20 protein-coding genes are annotated in these 17,094 nt (G+C 66.3%); 8 read left to right on the top strand and 12 right to left on the bottom strand.

The genetic code is table 11. The features are described from left to right. The first annotated feature begins 275 nt into the window (after positions 1-275). The 7 genes from C474_RS00630 (at position 276) to C474_RS00600 (ending at position 7,416) form a co-directional block, all read left to right on the top strand. Complete coding sequence (locus tag C474_RS00630) at positions 276-1,817, top strand: substrate-binding domain-containing protein (RefSeq protein WP_152421573.1); 1,542 nt, start codon at positions 276-278, stop codon at positions 1,815-1,817. A gap of 124 nt (positions 1,818-1,941) precedes the next feature. Then, complete coding sequence (locus C474_RS00625; protein ID WP_008382945.1) at positions 1,942-2,892, top strand: carbohydrate ABC transporter permease; 951 nt, start codon at positions 1,942-1,944, stop codon at positions 2,890-2,892. 1 nt (position 2,893) lies between these two features. Next, positions 2,894-3,856: a carbohydrate ABC transporter permease gene (locus C474_RS00620; protein ID WP_008382943.1), complete on the top strand. Its 963-nt coding sequence runs from the start codon at positions 2,894-2,896 to the stop codon at positions 3,854-3,856. 4 nt (positions 3,857-3,860) lie between these two features. Next, complete coding sequence (locus C474_RS00615; RefSeq protein ID WP_008382942.1) at positions 3,861-5,051, top strand: ABC transporter ATP-binding protein; 1,191 nt, start codon at positions 3,861-3,863, stop codon at positions 5,049-5,051. 68 nt (positions 5,052-5,119) lie between these two features. Next, the gene (locus tag C474_RS00610) at positions 5,120-5,323 is read left to right on the top strand and encodes a hypothetical protein (RefSeq protein ID WP_008382940.1); all 204 of its coding nucleotides are present in this window, start codon (positions 5,120-5,122) and stop codon (positions 5,321-5,323) included. Between the two features lie 71 nt (positions 5,324-5,394). Further along, a complete protein-coding gene (locus tag C474_RS00605; RefSeq protein ID WP_008382938.1) occupies positions 5,395-6,495 on the top strand; it encodes a Gfo/Idh/MocA family protein in 1,101 nt (366 codons plus the stop codon). A gap of 69 nt (positions 6,496-6,564) precedes the next feature. Continuing rightward, entirely contained in the window at positions 6,565-7,416 is an 852-nt protein-coding gene (locus C474_RS00600; RefSeq protein ID WP_008382937.1) for a hypothetical protein, read from the top strand. Positions 7,417-7,421: 5 nt separating this feature from the next. Here C474_RS00600 and trmB read toward each other — a convergent pair whose 3' ends face one another. Beyond that, entirely contained in the window at positions 7,422-8,483 is a 1,062-nt protein-coding gene (gene trmB / locus C474_RS00595; protein WP_008382936.1) for an HTH-type sugar sensing transcriptional regulator TrmB, read from the bottom strand. Positions 8,484-8,833: 350 nt separating this feature from the next. Continuing rightward, entirely contained in the window at positions 8,834-9,574 is a 741-nt protein-coding gene (locus C474_RS00590) for a proteasome assembly chaperone family protein (protein WP_008382934.1), read from the bottom strand. 102 nt (positions 9,575-9,676) lie between these two features. On the opposite strand from C474_RS00590, the gene C474_RS00585 reads away from it, so the two are divergent. Further along, entirely contained in the window at positions 9,677-10,660 is a 984-nt protein-coding gene (locus C474_RS00585) for a mechanosensitive ion channel family protein (RefSeq protein ID WP_008382932.1), read from the top strand. 41 nt (positions 10,661-10,701) lie between these two features. On the opposite strand, the gene C474_RS00580 is transcribed toward C474_RS00585, so the two are convergent. From C474_RS00580 to hisD, 10 genes are all read right to left on the bottom strand, one after another. Then, positions 10,702-11,121 (bottom strand): universal stress protein, encoded by a 420-nt coding sequence (locus C474_RS00580; protein WP_008382930.1) that lies wholly within the window; start codon positions 11,119-11,121, stop codon positions 10,702-10,704. An 87-nt stretch (positions 11,122-11,208) separates the two neighbouring features. Next, positions 11,209-12,600, bottom strand: a complete 1,392-nt coding sequence (locus C474_RS00575; RefSeq protein WP_008382929.1) for a bifunctional metallophosphatase/5'-nucleotidase — start codon at positions 12,598-12,600, stop codon at positions 11,209-11,211. Between the two features lie 49 nt (positions 12,601-12,649). Further along, the gene (locus tag C474_RS00570; RefSeq protein WP_008382928.1) at positions 12,650-12,856 is read right to left on the bottom strand and encodes a dodecin; all 207 of its coding nucleotides are present in this window, start codon (positions 12,854-12,856) and stop codon (positions 12,650-12,652) included. Positions 12,857-12,976: 120 nt separating this feature from the next. After that, the gene (locus tag C474_RS00565; protein ID WP_008382927.1) at positions 12,977-13,633 is read right to left on the bottom strand and encodes a hypothetical protein; all 657 of its coding nucleotides are present in this window, start codon (positions 13,631-13,633) and stop codon (positions 12,977-12,979) included. Then, positions 13,630-14,331: a hypothetical protein gene (locus tag C474_RS00560; RefSeq protein WP_008382926.1), complete on the bottom strand. Its 702-nt coding sequence runs from the start codon at positions 14,329-14,331 to the stop codon at positions 13,630-13,632. The genes C474_RS00565 and C474_RS00560 overlap by 4 nt, the downstream gene beginning before the upstream one ends. 108 nt (positions 14,332-14,439) lie before the next feature. Beyond that, complete coding sequence (locus tag C474_RS00555) at positions 14,440-14,769, bottom strand: DUF7116 family protein (protein WP_008382925.1); 330 nt, start codon at positions 14,767-14,769, stop codon at positions 14,440-14,442. Between the two features lie 135 nt (positions 14,770-14,904). Beyond that, entirely contained in the window at positions 14,905-15,156 is a 252-nt protein-coding gene (locus tag C474_RS00550) for a DUF5816 domain-containing protein (RefSeq protein ID WP_008382924.1), read from the bottom strand. 52 nt (positions 15,157-15,208) lie between these two features. Next, a complete protein-coding gene (locus tag C474_RS00545) occupies positions 15,209-15,574 on the bottom strand; it encodes a HesB/IscA family protein (RefSeq protein ID WP_008382923.1) in 366 nt (121 codons plus the stop codon). Positions 15,575-15,665: 91 nt separating this feature from the next. Beyond that, positions 15,666-16,448, bottom strand: a complete 783-nt coding sequence (locus C474_RS00540) for a methyltransferase domain-containing protein (protein ID WP_049916617.1) — start codon at positions 16,446-16,448, stop codon at positions 15,666-15,668. Positions 16,449-16,454: 6 nt separating this feature from the next. Beyond that, positions 16,455-17,094: histidinol dehydrogenase (hisD, locus tag C474_RS00535; RefSeq protein WP_008382921.1), on the bottom strand; the 640-nt coding region annotated here is incomplete at its 5' end.

Raw genomic sequence — 17,094 nt, 5'->3', positions numbered from 1 at the left:
GGGCGGGGGCGCCGCCACCGTCAGATGCCGGCAACGCCCCGAGCGAATCGGCCGCCTCGAACGAACGAAGAACTAGATAACCAATAATTAGCAAGGGTTATGGCCGAGAACTCCTTATGCTATTCTGTATCGACGGACGAGTCCGATATCGACCGCTCCGGACCGTCTTCGCCGCGTGTTGTCGCCCGGCTCTAGTGTCATCCGAATAACTACAACTGCCGTAGTTACTGCTACCAAAACTATAAATAATCCTGATTCTAACAGTACCATCTGTAATGGTTGATACTGATTTACGCGAGGGTAGGCGGAAGCTCAGCGGCGTCTCGCGACGTCGCTTCGTGAAGGCGGCTGGTGCCTCCGGTGTTGCTGTCGGTCTGGCTGGCTGTATCAGCAGCACGAACGGAGGCGGCGAGGGCAACGGCGGCGGTTCCACCGACTCCGGAACCGAGACTGCTATCGACACCGGCGAGGTGACCGAAGACATCACCGTCCAGATTGCGGGCGACTCGCGCATGTCCGACAACATCCAGGGCATCCGTGAGATCCTACACAATCAGGGCGGTCTGGCTGACAACATCACGGTCGAGGTTATCGCCGGGTCGCAGGTGACGAACAACCGGCAGAACCAGTACCAGCAGTGGCTGGGTTCGGGCCGCGAGGAGCCGACGCTCCTGCTCATGGACTCGGGGTGGACGATTCCGTTCATCGCCCGAAACCAGATACAGAACCTCTCTGAGGCGCTGCCGGACGACATGGTCTCCACGGTCGAGAACGAGTACTTCCAGGCCAGCGTCAACACGGCGCAGGGCGAGAACGGGGACCTGTACGGCATCCCGATGTTCCCGGACTTCCCGACGATGCAGTACCGGAAGGACCTCCTCCGGAACGCGGGCTACGGCGACTCCGACTTCGAGAAGTGGGCGACAGAGTCGATGTCGTGGAAGCAGTTCTCCAAGGTCACGAAGGAGGCGATGAACGCCAACTCCGACACCCAGTACGGGTACACCTTCCAGGCGTCGGTGTACGAGGGACTCTCCTGCTGTGACTTCAACGAGTTCATGACCTCCTACGGCGGCGCGTACTTCGGCAACCCCGAGGAGAACCTGTTCGGACCCATCGGCGACCGTCCCATCACCGTCGACGAGCAACCGGTCATCGACTCCATCAAGATGGTCCGCACGTTCATCAACGGCGAAGACGACAAGCAGGCTCTCGACGGTATCACCGGCGGCATCGCCCCCGAGGCGGTGCTCCAGTGGACCGAAGAGCCGTCGCGCAAGCCGTTCACGGGCGGCGACGCCATCATGCACCGCAACTGGCCGTACTCCATCACCATCAACGGAGCGGAGGACGTCTTCGGCGAGGACCTCGGCGTCATGCCCATCCCGTACGGCGTCTCCGCGGACGAGGCTCAGTACCCGATGACGGGCGGCCCCGTCGCCGCCCTCGGCGGCTGGCACATGGCGATGAACCCGAACGCCCCCTCGAAGAAAAAGCAGGCCGGCGTTCAGGTGCTCCGCGCGCTGATGCAGCCGGATGCGGCGCTCGCGAACTTCGGTCTGCAGGGTTGGATTCCGCCGCGTCCGTCGCTGCTCGACTCGAAGGAGGCGTCCAACGTCGACGTCATCGGTCGCTACACGCAGCAGCTGAAGGTGGCCGGCGAGAACGCCATCCCGCGGCCGGTCACGGTCGTCTGGCCGCAGCAGTCCAGCCAGATAGCGACCGAGGTCAACGCGGCGTACGCACAGGAGAAGACGCCCCAGAAGGCGATGTCCGATCTGAAATCGACGCTTCAGCAGATCGAGAACAGCCAGTAAGGCTATCGGATAAGAATAAGTCACCCGCGAAACGTTATCATTTATCATGGCAACAGAACAAGACTCAGGGGACACGCTTCGGGATAGCTCCAGGAGTGGTCCGTACGTCTCCGCCGTCCGGTGGATGGAGTCGTTATCGGAGACACAGTTCGCCTACTTCCTACTCTCACCAGCGCTGCTGATACTGCTGCTCATCGCGCTGTACCCCCTCATACAGACGTTCGGCTACTCGCTGTTCGCCGACCAGTTGACGGGGTCGTCGCGGTTGGGCGAGTTCGTGGGCCTTCAGAACTACGTGGCGTTGTTCACGGGTGCACGCGACTTCGCGCTCCCATCGGCGTTCCTGCCGGGGTTCTCCTCGTCGTTCCCGTTCGTGACGGGCATCTACTCCAGCGCGCTGATGGTGACGCTCATCTTCACCGTCGTGAGCGTCCTGTTCGAGACGATTCTCGGCTTCGTGCAGGCGCTCGTTCTCGACCAGGACTTCCGCGGTCGGCGCTGGGTCCGCGTGGCCATCATCATCCCGTGGGCCGTGCCCATCGTCATCCAGGGGATGATCTGGTACCTGATGTTCCAGCCGAACATCGGCTTTCTCATCGGGACGCAGCAGAATCCCACCTTCCTGAACACGCTGGGGCTCAGCTTCACGCCGCTCCGTAACACGGCGGACTCGCTGTTCCTCATCATCGTGGCCGACGTCTGGAAGACGACGGCGTTCATGGCGCTTCTCATCCTCGCCGGCCTGCAGAGTATCGACCGGTCGCTGTACGACGTGGCGCGCGTCTCCGGCGCGACCAACTGGCAGCAGTTCAAGATGATCACCTTCCCGCTCATCCTCCCGACGGTGCTGGTCGCGATGCTGTTCCGCACCATCGGCGCGATGCGCGTGTACGGCATCATCGAGACGATGGGCGGGTGTACGACCGTTCCGTCGCTGTCGTGTCTGGTCGTGACGACGTTCAACAACTCGATGTACGCCACGTCAGCGACGGTGGCGTTCGTGACGGCGGCGCTCATCGGCATCGTCGTCTCGGTGTACCTCGTGAAGTTCGCCGATGCGGAGGAGGGATTCTAAGATGGCGACCGACAACCAACAAGGCGCGTTCGAGACGAACCGAGACGCAGAGATCAAGCGGGGACCGCTCGAGACGTGGGTCGGCAAGGTCATCAAGAACCCCAAGCGCGCGTACAGATCGATGTTCTACGTGGCGACGGTGTTCTTCCTCGTCACCACGCTGTTCCCGTTCTACTGGCTGTTAGTGCTCGCGCTGACGCCGAACAACCTCATCTCGAACATGGGGCTGCTGCCGAAGGGGTTCAACCCCGGCGTGTTCGTCACCATGTTCGAACGGGTGCCGTTCCACCTGTACATGTTCAACAGCTTCGTCCTCGGTCTCACGACGACCGTCATCGTGCTCCTGTTGGCGAGTCTGGCGGGCTACGTCTTCGGCCGTCTGCGGTTCCCCGGCCGGACCTTCCTGATGTTGGCCATTCTGGCCATCTCGTACTTCCCGCCGGCGGCGTTCTTCCTGCCGCTGTTCCAACTGTTCACGGGAGGGACGAACCTCGTGCTCGGGCCCATCACCGTCTCGTCGCCGGACCTGTTCAACACGCCGGCGCCGATGGTGCTGCCGTTCAGCGCGCTATTCATGCCGCTGTCCATCTTCATCCTCACGACGTTCTACGGGCAGATTCCGGACGGACTGGAGGACGCCGCGCGCGTCGAAGGGACGACCCGACTCGGGGCGCTGTTCCGCGTCATCATCCCGCTGTCGGCACCCGGCGTCGCCACGGCGGGCGTCCTGACGTTCATCAGCGTCTACAACGAGTTCTTCTTCTCGTTCCTGATGAACAACGGCGAGGCGTCCTCGTGGGCGCCCATCGTCGCGGGCATCCTCAAGTATCAGGGGCAGTTCGACACCCCCTACAACCTGATGGCGGCGGCGAGCATCGTCGGGGTTCTCCCCGTCGCGATTCTCGTCATCGTCGCACAGGAACGCATCGTGAGCGGACTGACTGCGGGCGCACTCAAGGAGTAATTCAATGGGAGAAGTAAACCTCGAAGACGTGACGAAACGGTACGAAGACGTAACGGCCGTCGACAAGATGAACCTCGAAATCAGGGACGGCGAGTTCGTCTGCCTCGTCGGTCCCTCCGGTTGCGGGAAGTCGACGACGATGGAGATGATCGCCGGTCTGACCATCCCCACGGAGGGGACCATCTACATCGGCGGCCACGAGGTAACGAACCTCCCGCCGAAGGACCGGGGCGTGGCGATGGTGTTCCAAAACATCGCGCTGTTCCCCCACATGGACGTCTACGACAACATCTCGTTCGGCCTCCGCCTCCGGAAGTACGATAAAGAGGAGATCGACCGACGCGTCGAACGCGCCTCCGACATCGTCCAGTTGGAGGGCATGCTCGACCGGATGCCCGACGAGATGTCCGGCGGACAGCGTCAGCGCGTCGCCATCGCCCGCGCCATCGTCCGGAACCCGGAAGTGTTCCTGATGGACGAACCGCTGGCGAATCTCGACGCGAAACTCCGCGTCCACATGCGCACGGAACTCCAGCGCCTGCACAAGGAACTGGACACGACCATCATCTACGTGACGCACGACCAGGCGGAGGCGATGACGATGAGCGACAGAATCGCCGTCATCGACTCCGGCCAACTCCAACAGATAGACCCGCCGCTGGTCTGTTACAACGAACCGGCGAACCTGTTCGTCGCGGGCTTCATCGGGTCGCCGGCGATGAACTTCGTCGACGGGGAACTGACGGAGAACGGGTTCAGAAACGAGAAAGTCGAAGTTGACTTCGACCCCGCCGACGTGGGGGCCACCGCGGGCGACGACGTGACGCTCGGTATCCGCCCCGAGGACGTCTACACGCTCAACGACGCGGGGTCGCTGGCTAACCCGACGAAGGAGATAGAGGCCGTCACGGACGTGCTCGAACCGATGGGCGACGAAATCTTCGTCTATCTGTTGCTCAGCGAGGACGCGACGGTGGACCTCGACGAGGAGTCCCGCGGAGGGATGACCGACCAACTGCTGATGAGCGTCGACCCCGACTCGGATATCTCGGAGGAGCAGGATGTCAACGTGGTCTTGGACCGGACCAAGGTACACCTCTTCGACACGGAGACGGGGAAAGCTATCTCGCACGGACTCACGGCGACAGCGCCTTCCGGCGCGGACGGCAGCACGGCCGCCGAGAGCGACGACTAACCGACCGCACGCGGTCGGTTTTTCTATCGCAGCACCGGACATAAGTGCCGCCACGTCGTTGAGTCGATATGGTCACAGAACTCGGGTGGTTCTACATCGCCGGCGTGACGTTCCTCTTTTTCTTCTGGGCGTACGGTATCGTCTCGTTCCTCCTCGACCTGAAGAACATCATCGTCCCGAAGACCAGACAGTACATCCGGGGGCGTCGCCGGATGAAACAACAGGAGGAAGAGGAGAGCGAACGCGAGGAGCGCGAACGTCAGCTGTATTAGGTGTGACAGTTTCGCCCCCGGGAACGATGCCGCAACGAGAAACTTAACAACCCCGATAGTAATTCAAGGATATGACCTCCGGGACCCAAACGCGCGTCGGCATCGTCGGCCTCGGCAACATCGGACACTACCACGCGGACCGCCTGCTCGAAATCGGTGCGAACCTCGGCGGCGGTCTCGACATCCAACCGGACGCCCGAAACCGATTCACCGAGAAGTACGGCGTCCCCACCTACGACGAGAAGGAGGAGATGTTCGAGGAGGTCGACGCCGTCATCATCACGACCCCGAACCGCTTCCACGAGGAGTACGCCGTCGCCGCCCTCGATGCGGGCCTCCACGTCCTCCTGGAGAAGCCGTTGGCGCACTCCTTGGAGTCGGCCGAGCGAATCGCCGCCGCGGCCGAGAACGCCGAGGGCGTCTGCATGGTCGGCTTCAACAACCGCTTCGGTAACCCCGTCCGCATTCTGAAGAGCTACCAAGCCGAGGGTCGGTTCGGCGAGATTCAGCACATCGAGGCGAACTACGTCCGCCGCCGCGGCATCCCCGGTCGCGGGTCGTGGTTCACCTCGAAGGACGTCGCCGGCGGCGGATCCGTCATCGACATCGGGGTCCACGCCATCGACCTCTCTTTGTACTTCCTCGACTACCCGGAGGTCGAGGAGGTATCGGCCGTCACCCGCGCCGACTTCGGCAACCGCGACGACTACGCCTTCGTCGAGATGTGGGGCGAGGACATCGGCCCGGAGGGCTTCGACGTCGACGACTCCGCGACGGCGTTCATTCGCTGTGCCGACGGCCGAACCGTCTCGCTGGAAGTCGCGTGGGCGTCGAACCGCCCGACGAACGACGAGTTCTACATCCTCGGCACCGAGGCGGGCGCCCGCTACGACCGCGCGAGCCACGACCTGACGTTCTACGAGTCCGGCGTCGGCGGCAGCAACCACCTCACCGACACGGACGTGGAGACGGAGGCCAACGACACCCACAAATCCGAACAGAAGCTGTTCTTGGAGGCCGTGCGCACCGAAGAGCACCCCGGACTGAACACCGTCGCCGAGGGGTTGCAGGTCCAACGCGTCATCGACGCCATCTACCGTTCCTCGGAGACGGGACGGGCCGTCCAGTTGGCGGACGTCGACTCGCCCGTCGAGAACTCCTCGGAGAACTGAGCGGTCCCGACCCCCGGATTCGAGGTCCGTCGGGAAAGCCATAAGTCCGCCTCGCCACCAAGGTATCCTATGTCACTTCTCGACGCGATTCGCCGCCCCGACTACACCGGCGAGCGGCGCTGTTGGCCCTGCACGGTCGTCAACGCGGCGCTGCTTCTCGCCGCCGCCATCGTCTTCTGGCCGCTCTCGACGACCGTCGCCCTCCTCACTGTCGTCGGCGGCGGTACGCTCGTCTACCTCCGGGGGTACGTCGTCCCCGGCACGCCCGAGTTCGCCCCCCGACTCGTCGCTCGACTCGGCCTGTCGCACCTCTTCGAGTACGCCCCCGGCGAGGAGGAGGTACGCCAGTCGGGCGAGTTGGGCGACGACGACGGCGAGCAGGTGCTGTTCGCGCTGTTCGAGGCGGGCGTCCTCCGCGAGGACGAGGACGGGGCGCTGTACCTCTCGGAGGACTTCTGGTCGGCGTGGGAGGCGGAGATGGCGTCGCTGCGCGACCGCGACGACGAGACGGTGGCGGCGGCCGTCGCCGAGGCCGCCCCGTTCGACGCCGAGGGCGGCGTCGAGTACGACGGCATCACCGTCGACGGCGAGCGCAACTCGATCTGGCTCTCCCGCGCGCACGCCGTCGCCGACGCCGCCGCGGTGCGGGCGATGGCGGCGTTCGACGTGCCCGAGTCGACCCGCGCGGCGGCGACGGCACCGCTCCGGATGTTCCTCGAATCCTGCCCGCTCTGCGGCGGTCCGACCGAGGAGGAGACGACGGTGCTGGACTGTTGCGGCGGGACGATGGGCGTGTACGACAACCCCGAAGACGAGGTGTTGGTCTGTGCGGACTGCGGGGAGACGCTGTACGTCTTCGAGGAGGAGGAGAGCGACGCGGGCGCGGGCGCCGATGCGGACACGGACGCCGACGCCGCATAGGGAATTCAGACGAACTGTTTTCGGTCCGGGACCTCGTCGCGGCCCAGGATTATCTCTTGGGCCTCCACGTCTTCGAGCGCGGAGACGAGACCGCCGATTTCGAGAATGCCGTCGTCGGTCTCCATCTCGAAGGAGGCGACCTCCTCGGACTCCTCGAAGGTGGTCTTGTGGACGCGCCCCTCGACGACGATGGAGTCGCCGGATTCGACGTGTCGACCGGAGACGGAGGCGTAGAACTCGCCGCCGAGTTCGCGCACGTCCTTCACGGCGCGGCGGATGGAGGCGTAGCGGCGGGGGAACGGGCGGCGCTTGCCGTCGGTCGCCAGCGTCTCGGCCGTCGTCCAGAGGACGGTGCCGAAAAAGCCGCTGACGAGAAAGCCCAGCGCCGAGCGGTTGAAGATGACGCCGTAGCGGTCCTTGTCGTCGCGGAGGGCGTCCTGCGTCGCGTACACCGAGTACTCGCCGTCGGCGACGGCGAGGACGGGCGTCGTGATGCCCCGGCGGCCGCGCGCGATGGTGGCGACTTCGAGGTAGTCGAACTCGGCCGGGTCGGGGGCGCGAGAGAGCGGCGTGATGAGGAGGTCGACGCTCACGCCGTCGTCGATGGCCGACGCGAGTTCGTCGTGGAAGCGACGCAGGAGGTCCGGCGTCAGCGACAGGATGAGTTCGTACTCGGCGTTCTCGATGATCTCTTCGATGTACCGGAGGATGGTCGAACGCGATTTCACGAGCGAGACGGCCTCGGTGTCGCGGGCGGGCGCCGTGTAGCGCGCCTCCAGTTCGGAGATGAGGTCGTCGAGGGAGGTCTTCACGTTCGCGAACGCGTCGTCGGGGTCGACGGCGACTATCTTCATCGGGCGCGACTCGCGGAGTTCGACGAGGCCGCGGTCCGAGAGGCTCCGAACCGTGTCGTACACGCGGGGTTGCGGGATGTCCGTCCGGTCGGCTATCTCCGAGGCGGTGAGTTCGCCGTGTTCGAGGACAGCGAGATACGCCTCTATCTCGTACTCGCCGAGGTTGAACCGCTCCCCGACGCTCTCCATCGTCGTCCGCAGTTCGTCTGCCATATCTCACCCCTCTCGGCGGACTCCCTTGATGTTTACTATTAATTGAGTAGCACGCTCCTTCGGAAGTCGATGGTATCTCACAGTCGAACGTTCCGAATCGCTGAGTCGAGTTATCGAGGCGGCGAGAACGCCCGGTAGTTCGAGCTATCACGTCGAGAATCGACTAGACACGAGTCCGATTCGTTCGGCTCAGCGGGGCAGTTTTCCGTCGTCGGTTCGAGATCAGAGGGTTATTACAAGCGGTCGCATCGCGGCGAGCGAACGAGTGAGCGAGTCGCGGCACTTTTTGGTCCAGCTTTTTCCGACGAGCGGTCGCGCGAAGCGCGACCCGAGTCGGGAAAAAGGTGGGATTACATGTACATCCGGTCCTCGGGCATCTCCTCCTCGCGCGCTTCGAGTCGTTCGGCGAGTTCGGCGTAGTGCTGTCGCACCTCGCCGGCGAACGCCTCAAGGGGGTCGGCGTCGAGTCCCAGTCCGTACACCGCCTCCGCGGCCTCGACGAGGCGGACGGCGGCGTCCACGTCGGGCACCTGCGCGTGGACGGGCGTGATGTAGACGCAGACACCGAGCGAGGAGTCGACGCCGCGTTCGACGAGGGCGGCGTTCGTGCCGTCGAAGAATCCGCGTCCCATCGGCGGGATTTCGACGTCCGTCAGCCGTCGCTCCCGGTAGTCGTCGGTGGCCACGAAGTACGTCTCGTGTTCGGCGTGGCTGTGCGGGATGGGAACGCCCGAGAGGACGGCTATCTCGTCGACGTCGTTGCGCTCGGTCCACTCGAGGACGGCGTCCGCGAACGCCCCGCCCGCGACGGCCGGTACGAACAGTTCGCCGACGAGGACGGTCACGTCGAGGTCCGGTCGCGAGAACAACCGGGTGTGGTGTCGCGGCCGGCCGTCCTCGAACGGAGTCACCGTGGGGAGACCCTCGACGGAGAGGTGACCGATCTCTTCGAGTTCGAGTTGGTCGACGACGAAGTCCGCGGCCGTGAGTCCGGCGAGGCCGAACGTCGAGAATCCGGCGAGCAGCGTTTCTCCCGGCGAGTGGTCCGAGGAGATAGTGAAATCCGGCGTCTGTCTAAATCGGCCTAACATGCCAACCCGAACGGGCGGCGGGGACTTATCGCTTCACCCGCGTCGACCGCACCTGACCCGGAGTGGCGGCCCTTTTTCTCGCCCCCCGTCGTGGTCCGGCGTATGCAGGGGACGCCGACGCCGACGGAGGGCGAGGAGTTCGTTCGACAACTGCTCCCCGACTTCCTGTTCTTCCCCGGCGCGAATTACGTCGCCGCGTTGCTCATCCTCGTGGGGGGCTACGCGCTCTCGGGCTACGTCGTCCGCTTTCTCGGACGGACCGTCGCGCGGCGGTTTCGCCGTCAGAGCGTCGCACAGGTCGTTCTTCGACTCATCCGCTCGACGGTCATCTTCGCCTCGTTGGTGGCGGCGGGCGTCGTCGCCGGCCTCCACTTCGGCAACATTGCCATCTCCGTCGGGGTGTTCTCCGCCGTGGTCGGTATCGTCCTCGCCCCCATCGTCGGGAGCGCCATCAACGGCCTGTTCATCCTCGCGGATCAGCCGTACGAGGTGGGCGACATGATCGAACTCCAGGACGGCCGGAAGGGGTTCGTCGACGAGATAACCATCCGCTACACGAAGATGTTCACGCTGGACAACACGTTTCTCGTCATCCCCAACGCCACCATCCGCGACAGTCTGGTGACGAACTACTCGGCGGAGGACGAACGCGTCCGCCTCCGACTCGCGTTTCTGGCGACGTACGAGTCGGACATCTCGAAGACGCGGAACCTGCTCGAACGGGCCGCGAGCGACATCGACATGGTGGTGGAAGGCGGGCCGGACATCCGCGTGGGGAGCGCTCGCTATCCCGCGAAGCCGACGGCGTACATCGACGAGTACGCCGACAACGGTATCCTCGTAACCCTGCGCTACTGGGCGAAGAAACCGTACAAACTCCTCACCGTCCGCTCGCGCGTGCAGTCGAAACTGTACCGATTACTCGAAGACGAAGCCGACGTGCAGGCGGCGTACCCCCACACGCACCACGTCTTCGACGACACCAGCGGGTCGCTCCGTGCGGAGGTCGGAGAGCGACCCGACGAGTCGTGGTCCGACGCCGGCGGGCGGATAGACCGACGCGGCCGCGACGGCGAGCGAAACTGAGAACCGTCCGGTCTCGGCCGTCACGACGGTTCTCCGACCGGTCAGGCCTCGCTCTTCTGGTTCGGACGGACCGTGATGACCGTGCAGTCGAGTTTCTGTCTGAGGTACGTCTCGATGTCGGGGTCGTCGAGGAAGCGCCGCAGCATCCGCCGCCAGCGACTCGCCTGCTTCGACCCGATGACGACGATGTCCGCCTCTTCGGCGGCCGCCTCTTCGAGGATGGTTTCCTCGACGAGGAAGCCGCGTCGGATGACGTACCGCGTCCGGTCGAGTCGGCCGAACTTCTCCTCTATCGCGCGTTTCAACTCGGCTCTCGTCACCCCGCGGTTCTCCTGGTAGAGGTCGACGTGGAGAATCGTGAGTTCCGCCTCGCGTTCCTCGGAGATGCGGACGGCTTCCGAGAGCGTTGCTTCCGAGTGCTTTGTCAGCGGGTACCTGACGGGGACCACCACTCGCGTCATCGTCGGATGAGACGGCACCCGCCCGCCTGAACGTTTCCCCTTCGGCACGGTCCGCCGGCGCAGGAGGCGACTCCCCCTGGTTCCTTCTCAATCGTCCGCGGCGCACCCCGAGACCCGTCTGATTCGCCCGTCGACGCCGCCGTCGAGACCGAACTCGCGGGCGTAGTCGGCGAGCACCTCGTGTTGAATCCGCCCCTCGGCGGCCCGGTGGCGCGCGTCGATAGTCGGGAACTCGTGGTCGCTGTGGAGCAAGTAGTCGGCCGTCGCCACCGAGTACGTCGCTCCGGGGTCGATGGGACTGCCGCCGACCCGCGCGGAGACGACCGCCTCGCGGTCGTCGTCCCAGACGAGTTCGACGCCGCTGAGGTGTCCCTGCCACCAGTCCGGTTCGCCGAAGTCGACCGTCGCGGCGGCGCACTCGCGCAGGACCGCGCGGAGTTCCTCGCCGGTCAGTTCCGCGAGGACGACGCGCTCTTCGAACGGGATGACACTCACGAGATCGGCGATGGTCACCTCGCCGTCGAGGGGCGGACCGTTCCGGATGCCGCCGCTGTTCTGCAAGCCCACGTCGGCGTCCATCGACCAGCGATAGGCGTCGGCGACGAAGTTTCCGACGGCGCACTCGCCGCCGAACACCGTCTCCTCCGAGCGGTCCATCGGCTCTTCGACGACGGCGACCACCTCGTCCAACCCGGCGTCGTCGACGCGCCCGCGGAGTCGCTCGCTCAGCGCCTCGTGGACGGGCGCGTCGGCCGTTTCGTGGCGCGTCGCCGTCGCTCGCGCCCGCGAGTCCGCCCCGTCGTCGGCGCCGAGTTCCACCTCGAAGACGACGTGCCCGTTCGCGCCGGGGCGGAGGAGCAGCGTTCCGTCGACGTACTCGCGTCGTTCGGCGTGGACGTGCCCGCCGAGAATCGCGTCGACGTCGACGCGCCGGGCGAGTTCGTCGTCGCCGCCGCCGAGATGCGAGAGCACGACGACGTGGTCGACGCCCGCCGCGCGGAGTGCCTCTAGCTCCGTCTCTACGGCTTCGTAGGGGTCGGTGAACGTCAGGTCGGCCGCCATCGGGTTCAGCGACGGCGTCGCGGGGTCCGTGACGCCGACGAGGCCGACGCGCGTGCCGTCCACCTCGCGGACCACGTGCGGCACCGTGCCCGGGAACTGCCGCCCGTCCTCGTCGCGGACGTTGGCGGACACCCACGTCTGCGGCGAGTCGGCGACGATTCCGCGCGTCGCCGCGGGACCGTAATCGAAGTCGTGATTTCCGAAGGTGTCGACGTCGGCCCCGACGGCCGCGAAGAAGTCCAGCGACTGCCGGCCCCGTTCGATGAGAGAGAGGACGCCCGGCGCGGTGGTGTCGCCCGTCCCGCAGACGAGAGCGTCGTCGCCGTCGAGGGCGCGAACGAGACCCGCGAGACGCCCCGCGCGAACGGGGTCGTCGTAGACGTTTTCGATGTCGGAGTAGTGGAGGAGACGCGGCATACACCGTCGTGACGCCGCGGAGAAGATGAACCCGTCGGTCGGGGAACGCTTACTCGTCGCCTTCGAGTTGGAAGGCCACTTCGACCTCCGCTTGGTACTGGCGCCCCTCGACGCTGGCTATCTCCATGCCCATGCTCTCGACTTCGATCCAGTGGACGTTGTCGAGTGTCGCCTCGGCGCGGTCGGCGGCGTTGTCGACGGCCGCGTCGAAGCTCTCGTCGCTGTGCCCGATGAGTGTGATCTTCTTGTATACCATTGTGTTAGTCCGCTGTTGCGGGCAGGCACCGTCCGCCGATTGCCCGTATGTGGACGTGGGCCCGAATTATCATGTAGTTGGCGGCGGTGAGGTCGCGGGCGCGCGCACCGACTGCAATTCTCACGCCCCCGGACGGTCGAACCGCGCCGTCAGCGCCGTCACCACGCCGGTCAACTGCCCGCTGCCCCACACCGCGACGGCGACGGCGCCCGCGGTGTCGAACAGCAGGTCCAACATCGTGTCTTCGAGGCCGTACTGGGTGAGGACGCTCCCGATGCCGAGCGACGCCGCCGTCAGCGAGATGACGAACTCGATGACCTCCCAGAACACCCCGAACGCGAGCGTGAACGTGAGGATGAACACGAACATGAACCGTGGGGGGAGCGACACCGCCTCGCTGTGCAGGTCGAACGCGCGGGCCGTGGCGTAGCCGACGGCGGCGACGATGCTCGCCGAGAGGACGTGCGTGAGGTGGTCGTACCACCAGATGTCCGAGTAGGGAGTGCCGACGAACGGGAGGGCGACGGTGCCGAGGCCGTGCAGGAAGACGGCCAGCGTCAGCCACAGGGTCAACCCGGCGTCCATCGGGATGTCGTAGTCGTGCTCTAAGACGCCCGGGAGGAAGGTGACGGCGAAGGCGACGAGGGCGTTGACGACGACGCCCGCGCTCCCGGTCAGGAGGCCGAAGACGACCATGAGACCCAACAGCGCTCGCATGGCTTTGCTCGCCTGTCGCTGCCGTTCCGTCGAGATGTGGAGGGCGTCTCTGATTTTCACCGCCGGGACACCTCCCCGTCCCCGCTCTCGGCCGCGCGTCCGTCGTCGCGGGGAGTCGGCCGCGCCCCCGCGTCGCCCTCGGGCAGGCGACTGTGCAGGCGGGCGAGGCGGCGGAAGTAGTACTCGAAGAGGACGCCAGCGAAGACGCCGGCGACGGTGGCGGCGACGAAGTCCCACATCAACGCCTCCTCGATGACCGCCTCGGTCCGGCCGTCGTAGAGGAACGCGGTGCCGACCAGCACGTCGGAGGCCCAACGGGAGACGGCCCAGACGCCCGCGGCGGCCATCGTCGTGACGACGACGAACGCCACGGCGAAGGAGTGGTTCATCTGAATCGAGGTGAACACGTCCAGTTCGACGGCGACGATGAGCGCCACGGCGGCGACGGCGAGGTAAGTAGTGACGCGCCCGGTGAACGTCATCCCGCCCACCGTCTCGCCGGTGACGAGGGCGCGAGTGATGATGGGGAAGGCGGCGAGAAACAGCACCTCCCACGGCAGCATCGACGTGGGGTTCCGAAGCGCCGCGGCCGGGACGAGGGCGACGGCGGCGACGGCGAGCGTGAACCCGGCCCACTGGAGTTCGCCGTCGGCAAACTGACCCGCGGCGGCGACGAGCAGGAACCCGACGAGAAGCCACGAGAGGACCGTGTTAACCCGTCGGCTCTCGACGACGCTACGCAGGTCTGTCTGCGACATACGGATACGTAGGTTGGCCGGAACAAAAACGGTTCGCGACAGTCGCGGCGTCAGTTCGAGAGACCGGTTCGAGAGTCGGCCTCCGAATCGGGTCGGGAACGGGGCCGCTCAGCGCGCCTCCGGGAGCACCACGTCGTACTCCTCGGAGTCCCGGCCGTCGACGCCGATGACGGCCCACTCGTAGGCGGGGTCGGCGTCGGTCAACTGCCCGCGAAGGTCCCCTGCGGCCTCCTTCCAGGTGACGAAGCACCGGAGCGGATACTCCCGTGTCTCGCCGCCGTCCGCGACGGCGCGTCGTCCCCGCAAGTTCGAGTCGGCGTCGAGTACGGTCACCTGAACGGTCCGCCACTTGCGCTCTGCGACGAACTCGGGGCCGTCGCCCGAGACGGTGTATCCGAGTCGACTGAAGATCGACCGAGCTTCCTCCGACGGAGGCATGCTGACAGGGGGCATGTACCGAACGATACCACGGCTCACCAGATAAAGTTTGGCACAGTTTGTCACACGCGAGAATGTCTGTCGAGCGACGTGTCTACGGGGTCGTTTCGGGCGGGGAAAACGGAACCGGTGGGGCTACTCGTGGGCGGCGTCCCATTCGTCGGGCTTTCGGATGTTGCCGCAGACGTTGCACTGGATGCGGCCCATCGTGTCCATCGCGGTGTCGAGCGAGTCGCAGTTGCCGCAGAAGTAGCCCCATCGCGTCTCGCGGTCCTCGGTGACGAAGACGACGAAGAACGGACCCTGCGCGCCGCGTTCGGTCTCCCCGCGGTCGACGTACACCGTCCGTCCGTCCCCGGTCTCTCGACCTTCGAGTTCGGCAGCCATGGGCCGTCGTTCGGCCTCCGGGCGGTTTATCCTGTCGTTCCGGCCTCCGTCCCTACGTCCGGAACGATTCGCCGCACCCGCACTCGCTGACGATGTTCGGGTTCTGGACGTGGAAACCCGCGCCCTGCAGACCGCCCTCGAACTGGAGGGTCGACCCGCCGATGTAGTTCTGACTCGCCGGGTCGACGAACACCCGCAGGCCGTTCTGCTCGATGACCGCGTCGTCCTCCTCGGGTTCGTGGTCGAAGCGCATCCCGTAGGAGAGGCCCGCGCAACCGCCCTGCTGGACGAACAGTCGAAGACCCGACACGTCGGTATCCATCCCCTCGGACTCCATCAGGCGGAGGGCCTCCGAGGCCGCCGATTCCGTCACCGTCACGGCCGCGTCGGTCCCGCCGTCGACCGTCTCGGTACTCATGAGGGAACCTACCGGGTACACCCTGTTAACGTTGACGCTGGTCCCGGGCTTCCCCGAGGGTCCGACGTAGCCCGTCGGGACCGACGCCGGCTCACCCGCCCGTCTCGACGGGCCGCACCGCCGTGACTACGAGTTCGCCCTCGACGCCGGCGTCCGCGACGACGCTCGCGTCCTCGAACCCGGAGTCGTCGAGGGCTTCGCGAACGTCCGCGGCGTCGACGACGCGGAACGGCGTCCGCTCGGAGGTGACGCCCACCGCGCCCGTTCGGCGGTCGGTGACGCGGTAGTCCGCGTGGACCGCCGACTCCCCGGGCGCCACGTCGACGGCGCGTTCGAGCACGTAGCGCGCGCCGCGGTACGTCTCCACGCCCGAGTCCGCGACCGCCCGCGCGTCCGAGAGTGCGCCCGCGACGAGGATACCTCCCGGTCTGAGCGTCGCGTACGCGCCCTCGAAGAGCGCCGAGAGCGGGGCGGACGGGGGCGTTCCGGCCGCGTCGAAGGCGCAGACGGCGTCGAACGCGGCGCGCAGGGGCGGGTTCGCCGGGTCGCCGCAGATGACGGATGCACCGCGCGCGGCGGCGAACGCGAGGAGTCCGGGGGCCGGGTCGACGCCGACGGCGTCGTGCTCCTCGCGCAGGCGGTCCAACAGCGTCCCCGTGCCGCACCCGAGTTCGGCGACCCGGTCGACGTCCGCGGGGAGGCGCGCCGCGAGGAGTTCCCGGCGGGCGTCCGTCCGGGCGGACGCCGCCTCGGAGACGTCCATCCGCGCGCGGACGGGGGCGAGCGTCGTCGCCAGCGAGTGGTCGGCGCCGGGGTCCTCGACCACGCGGGCGCAGGCGTCCGCGAACGACGGGGGGCGCGGGCGGGGTGTCATCTCAGGTCACTCGCGTCCGTCCCCGCCCTCGAACCGCGCGCGGACGCTCTCGGCGTGGGCCTCCAACCCCTCGGCGTCGGCCAGCGTCTCGACGGTCGACGAGAGGTCCGACAGCGCCCCCTCGTCGAGTCGCTGGACGGTCGAAGAGCGGAGGAACGTCTCGACGGAGAGGCCGCCGTAGCGCTTCGCCCCGCCCGAGGTGGGGAGGACGTGGTTCGTCCCGGAGGCGTAGTCGCCGGCCGCGACGGGCGTGTACGGTCCGAGGAAGACGCTCCCGGCGTTGGATATCCTGTCGAGGAGCGCCTCGTCGTCCTCGGCCTGTATCGAGAGATGTTCGGCGGCGTACTCCTCGGCGAACAGCACCGCCTCGGGCATCGACCGCGCGAGGAGGACGCCCGAGGCGTCGTTCTCGAACGCCCCGCGGATCGTCTCGGCTCGCTCCCGTCCCTCGACCCGCCGTTCGACCGCCGCCGCGACGGCCTCGGCGACGTCGGCGTCGTCCGTGACGGCGACGACGGAGGCGTTCTCGTCGTGTTCGGCCTGCGCGAGGAGGTCCGCGGCGACGTACTCGGGGTCGCAGGTGTCGTCGGCGAGGACCAACACCTCGGAGGGGCCGGCGAGGAAGTCGATGTCGACGTCGCCGCGC

This window comes from Halogeometricum pallidum JCM 14848 (genome assembly GCF_000337095.1).
Taxonomy (GTDB): domain Archaea; phylum Halobacteriota; class Halobacteria; order Halobacteriales; family Haloferacaceae; genus Halogeometricum; species Halogeometricum pallidum.
The sequence above is the reverse complement of the archived record's forward strand: the minus strand, read 5'-3'. Positions and strand labels throughout refer to the sequence as shown.

What these genes read in the sequence shown, in the direction of transcription:
- C474_RS00630 (WP_152421573.1), top strand. Translation starts at nt 276, where the DNA reads ATGGTTGATACTGATTTACGCGAGGGTAGGCGGAAGCTCAGCGGCGTC.
- C474_RS00625 (WP_008382945.1), top strand. Translation starts at nt 1,942, where the DNA reads ATGGAGTCGTTATCGGAGACACAGTTCGCCTACTTCCTACTCTCACCA.
- C474_RS00620 (WP_008382943.1), top strand. Translation starts at nt 2,894, where the DNA reads ATGGCGACCGACAACCAACAAGGCGCGTTCGAGACGAACCGAGACGCA.
- C474_RS00615 (WP_008382942.1), top strand. Translation starts at nt 3,861, where the DNA reads ATGGGAGAAGTAAACCTCGAAGACGTGACGAAACGGTACGAAGACGTA.
- C474_RS00610 (WP_008382940.1), top strand. Translation starts at nt 5,120, where the DNA reads ATGGTCACAGAACTCGGGTGGTTCTACATCGCCGGCGTGACGTTCCTC.
- C474_RS00605 (WP_008382938.1), top strand. Translation starts at nt 5,395, where the DNA reads ATGACCTCCGGGACCCAAACGCGCGTCGGCATCGTCGGCCTCGGCAAC.
- C474_RS00600 (WP_008382937.1), top strand. Translation starts at nt 6,565, where the DNA reads ATGTCACTTCTCGACGCGATTCGCCGCCCCGACTACACCGGCGAGCGG.
- trmB (WP_008382936.1), bottom strand. Translation starts at nt 8,483, where the DNA reads ATGGCAGACGAACTGCGGACGACGATGGAGAGCGTCGGGGAGCGGTTC.
- C474_RS00590 (WP_008382934.1), bottom strand. Translation starts at nt 9,574, where the DNA reads ATGTTAGGCCGATTTAGACAGACGCCGGATTTCACTATCTCCTCGGAC.
- C474_RS00585 (WP_008382932.1), top strand. Translation starts at nt 9,677, where the DNA reads ATGCAGGGGACGCCGACGCCGACGGAGGGCGAGGAGTTCGTTCGACAA.
- C474_RS00580 (WP_008382930.1), bottom strand. Translation starts at nt 11,121, where the DNA reads ATGACGCGAGTGGTGGTCCCCGTCAGGTACCCGCTGACAAAGCACTCG.
- C474_RS00575 (WP_008382929.1), bottom strand. Translation starts at nt 12,600, where the DNA reads ATGCCGCGTCTCCTCCACTACTCCGACATCGAAAACGTCTACGACGAC.
- C474_RS00570 (WP_008382928.1), bottom strand. Translation starts at nt 12,856, where the DNA reads ATGGTATACAAGAAGATCACACTCATCGGGCACAGCGACGAGAGCTTC.
- C474_RS00560 (WP_008382926.1), bottom strand. Translation starts at nt 14,331, where the DNA reads ATGTCGCAGACAGACCTGCGTAGCGTCGTCGAGAGCCGACGGGTTAAC.
- C474_RS00555 (WP_008382925.1), bottom strand. Translation starts at nt 14,769, where the DNA reads ATGCCTCCGTCGGAGGAAGCTCGGTCGATCTTCAGTCGACTCGGATAC.
- C474_RS00550 (WP_008382924.1), bottom strand. Translation starts at nt 15,156, where the DNA reads ATGGCTGCCGAACTCGAAGGTCGAGAGACCGGGGACGGACGGACGGTG.
- C474_RS00545 (WP_008382923.1), bottom strand. Translation starts at nt 15,574, where the DNA reads ATGAGTACCGAGACGGTCGACGGCGGGACCGACGCGGCCGTGACGGTG.
- C474_RS00540 (WP_049916617.1), bottom strand. Translation starts at nt 16,448, where the DNA reads ATGACACCCCGCCCGCGCCCCCCGTCGTTCGCGGACGCCTGCGCCCGC.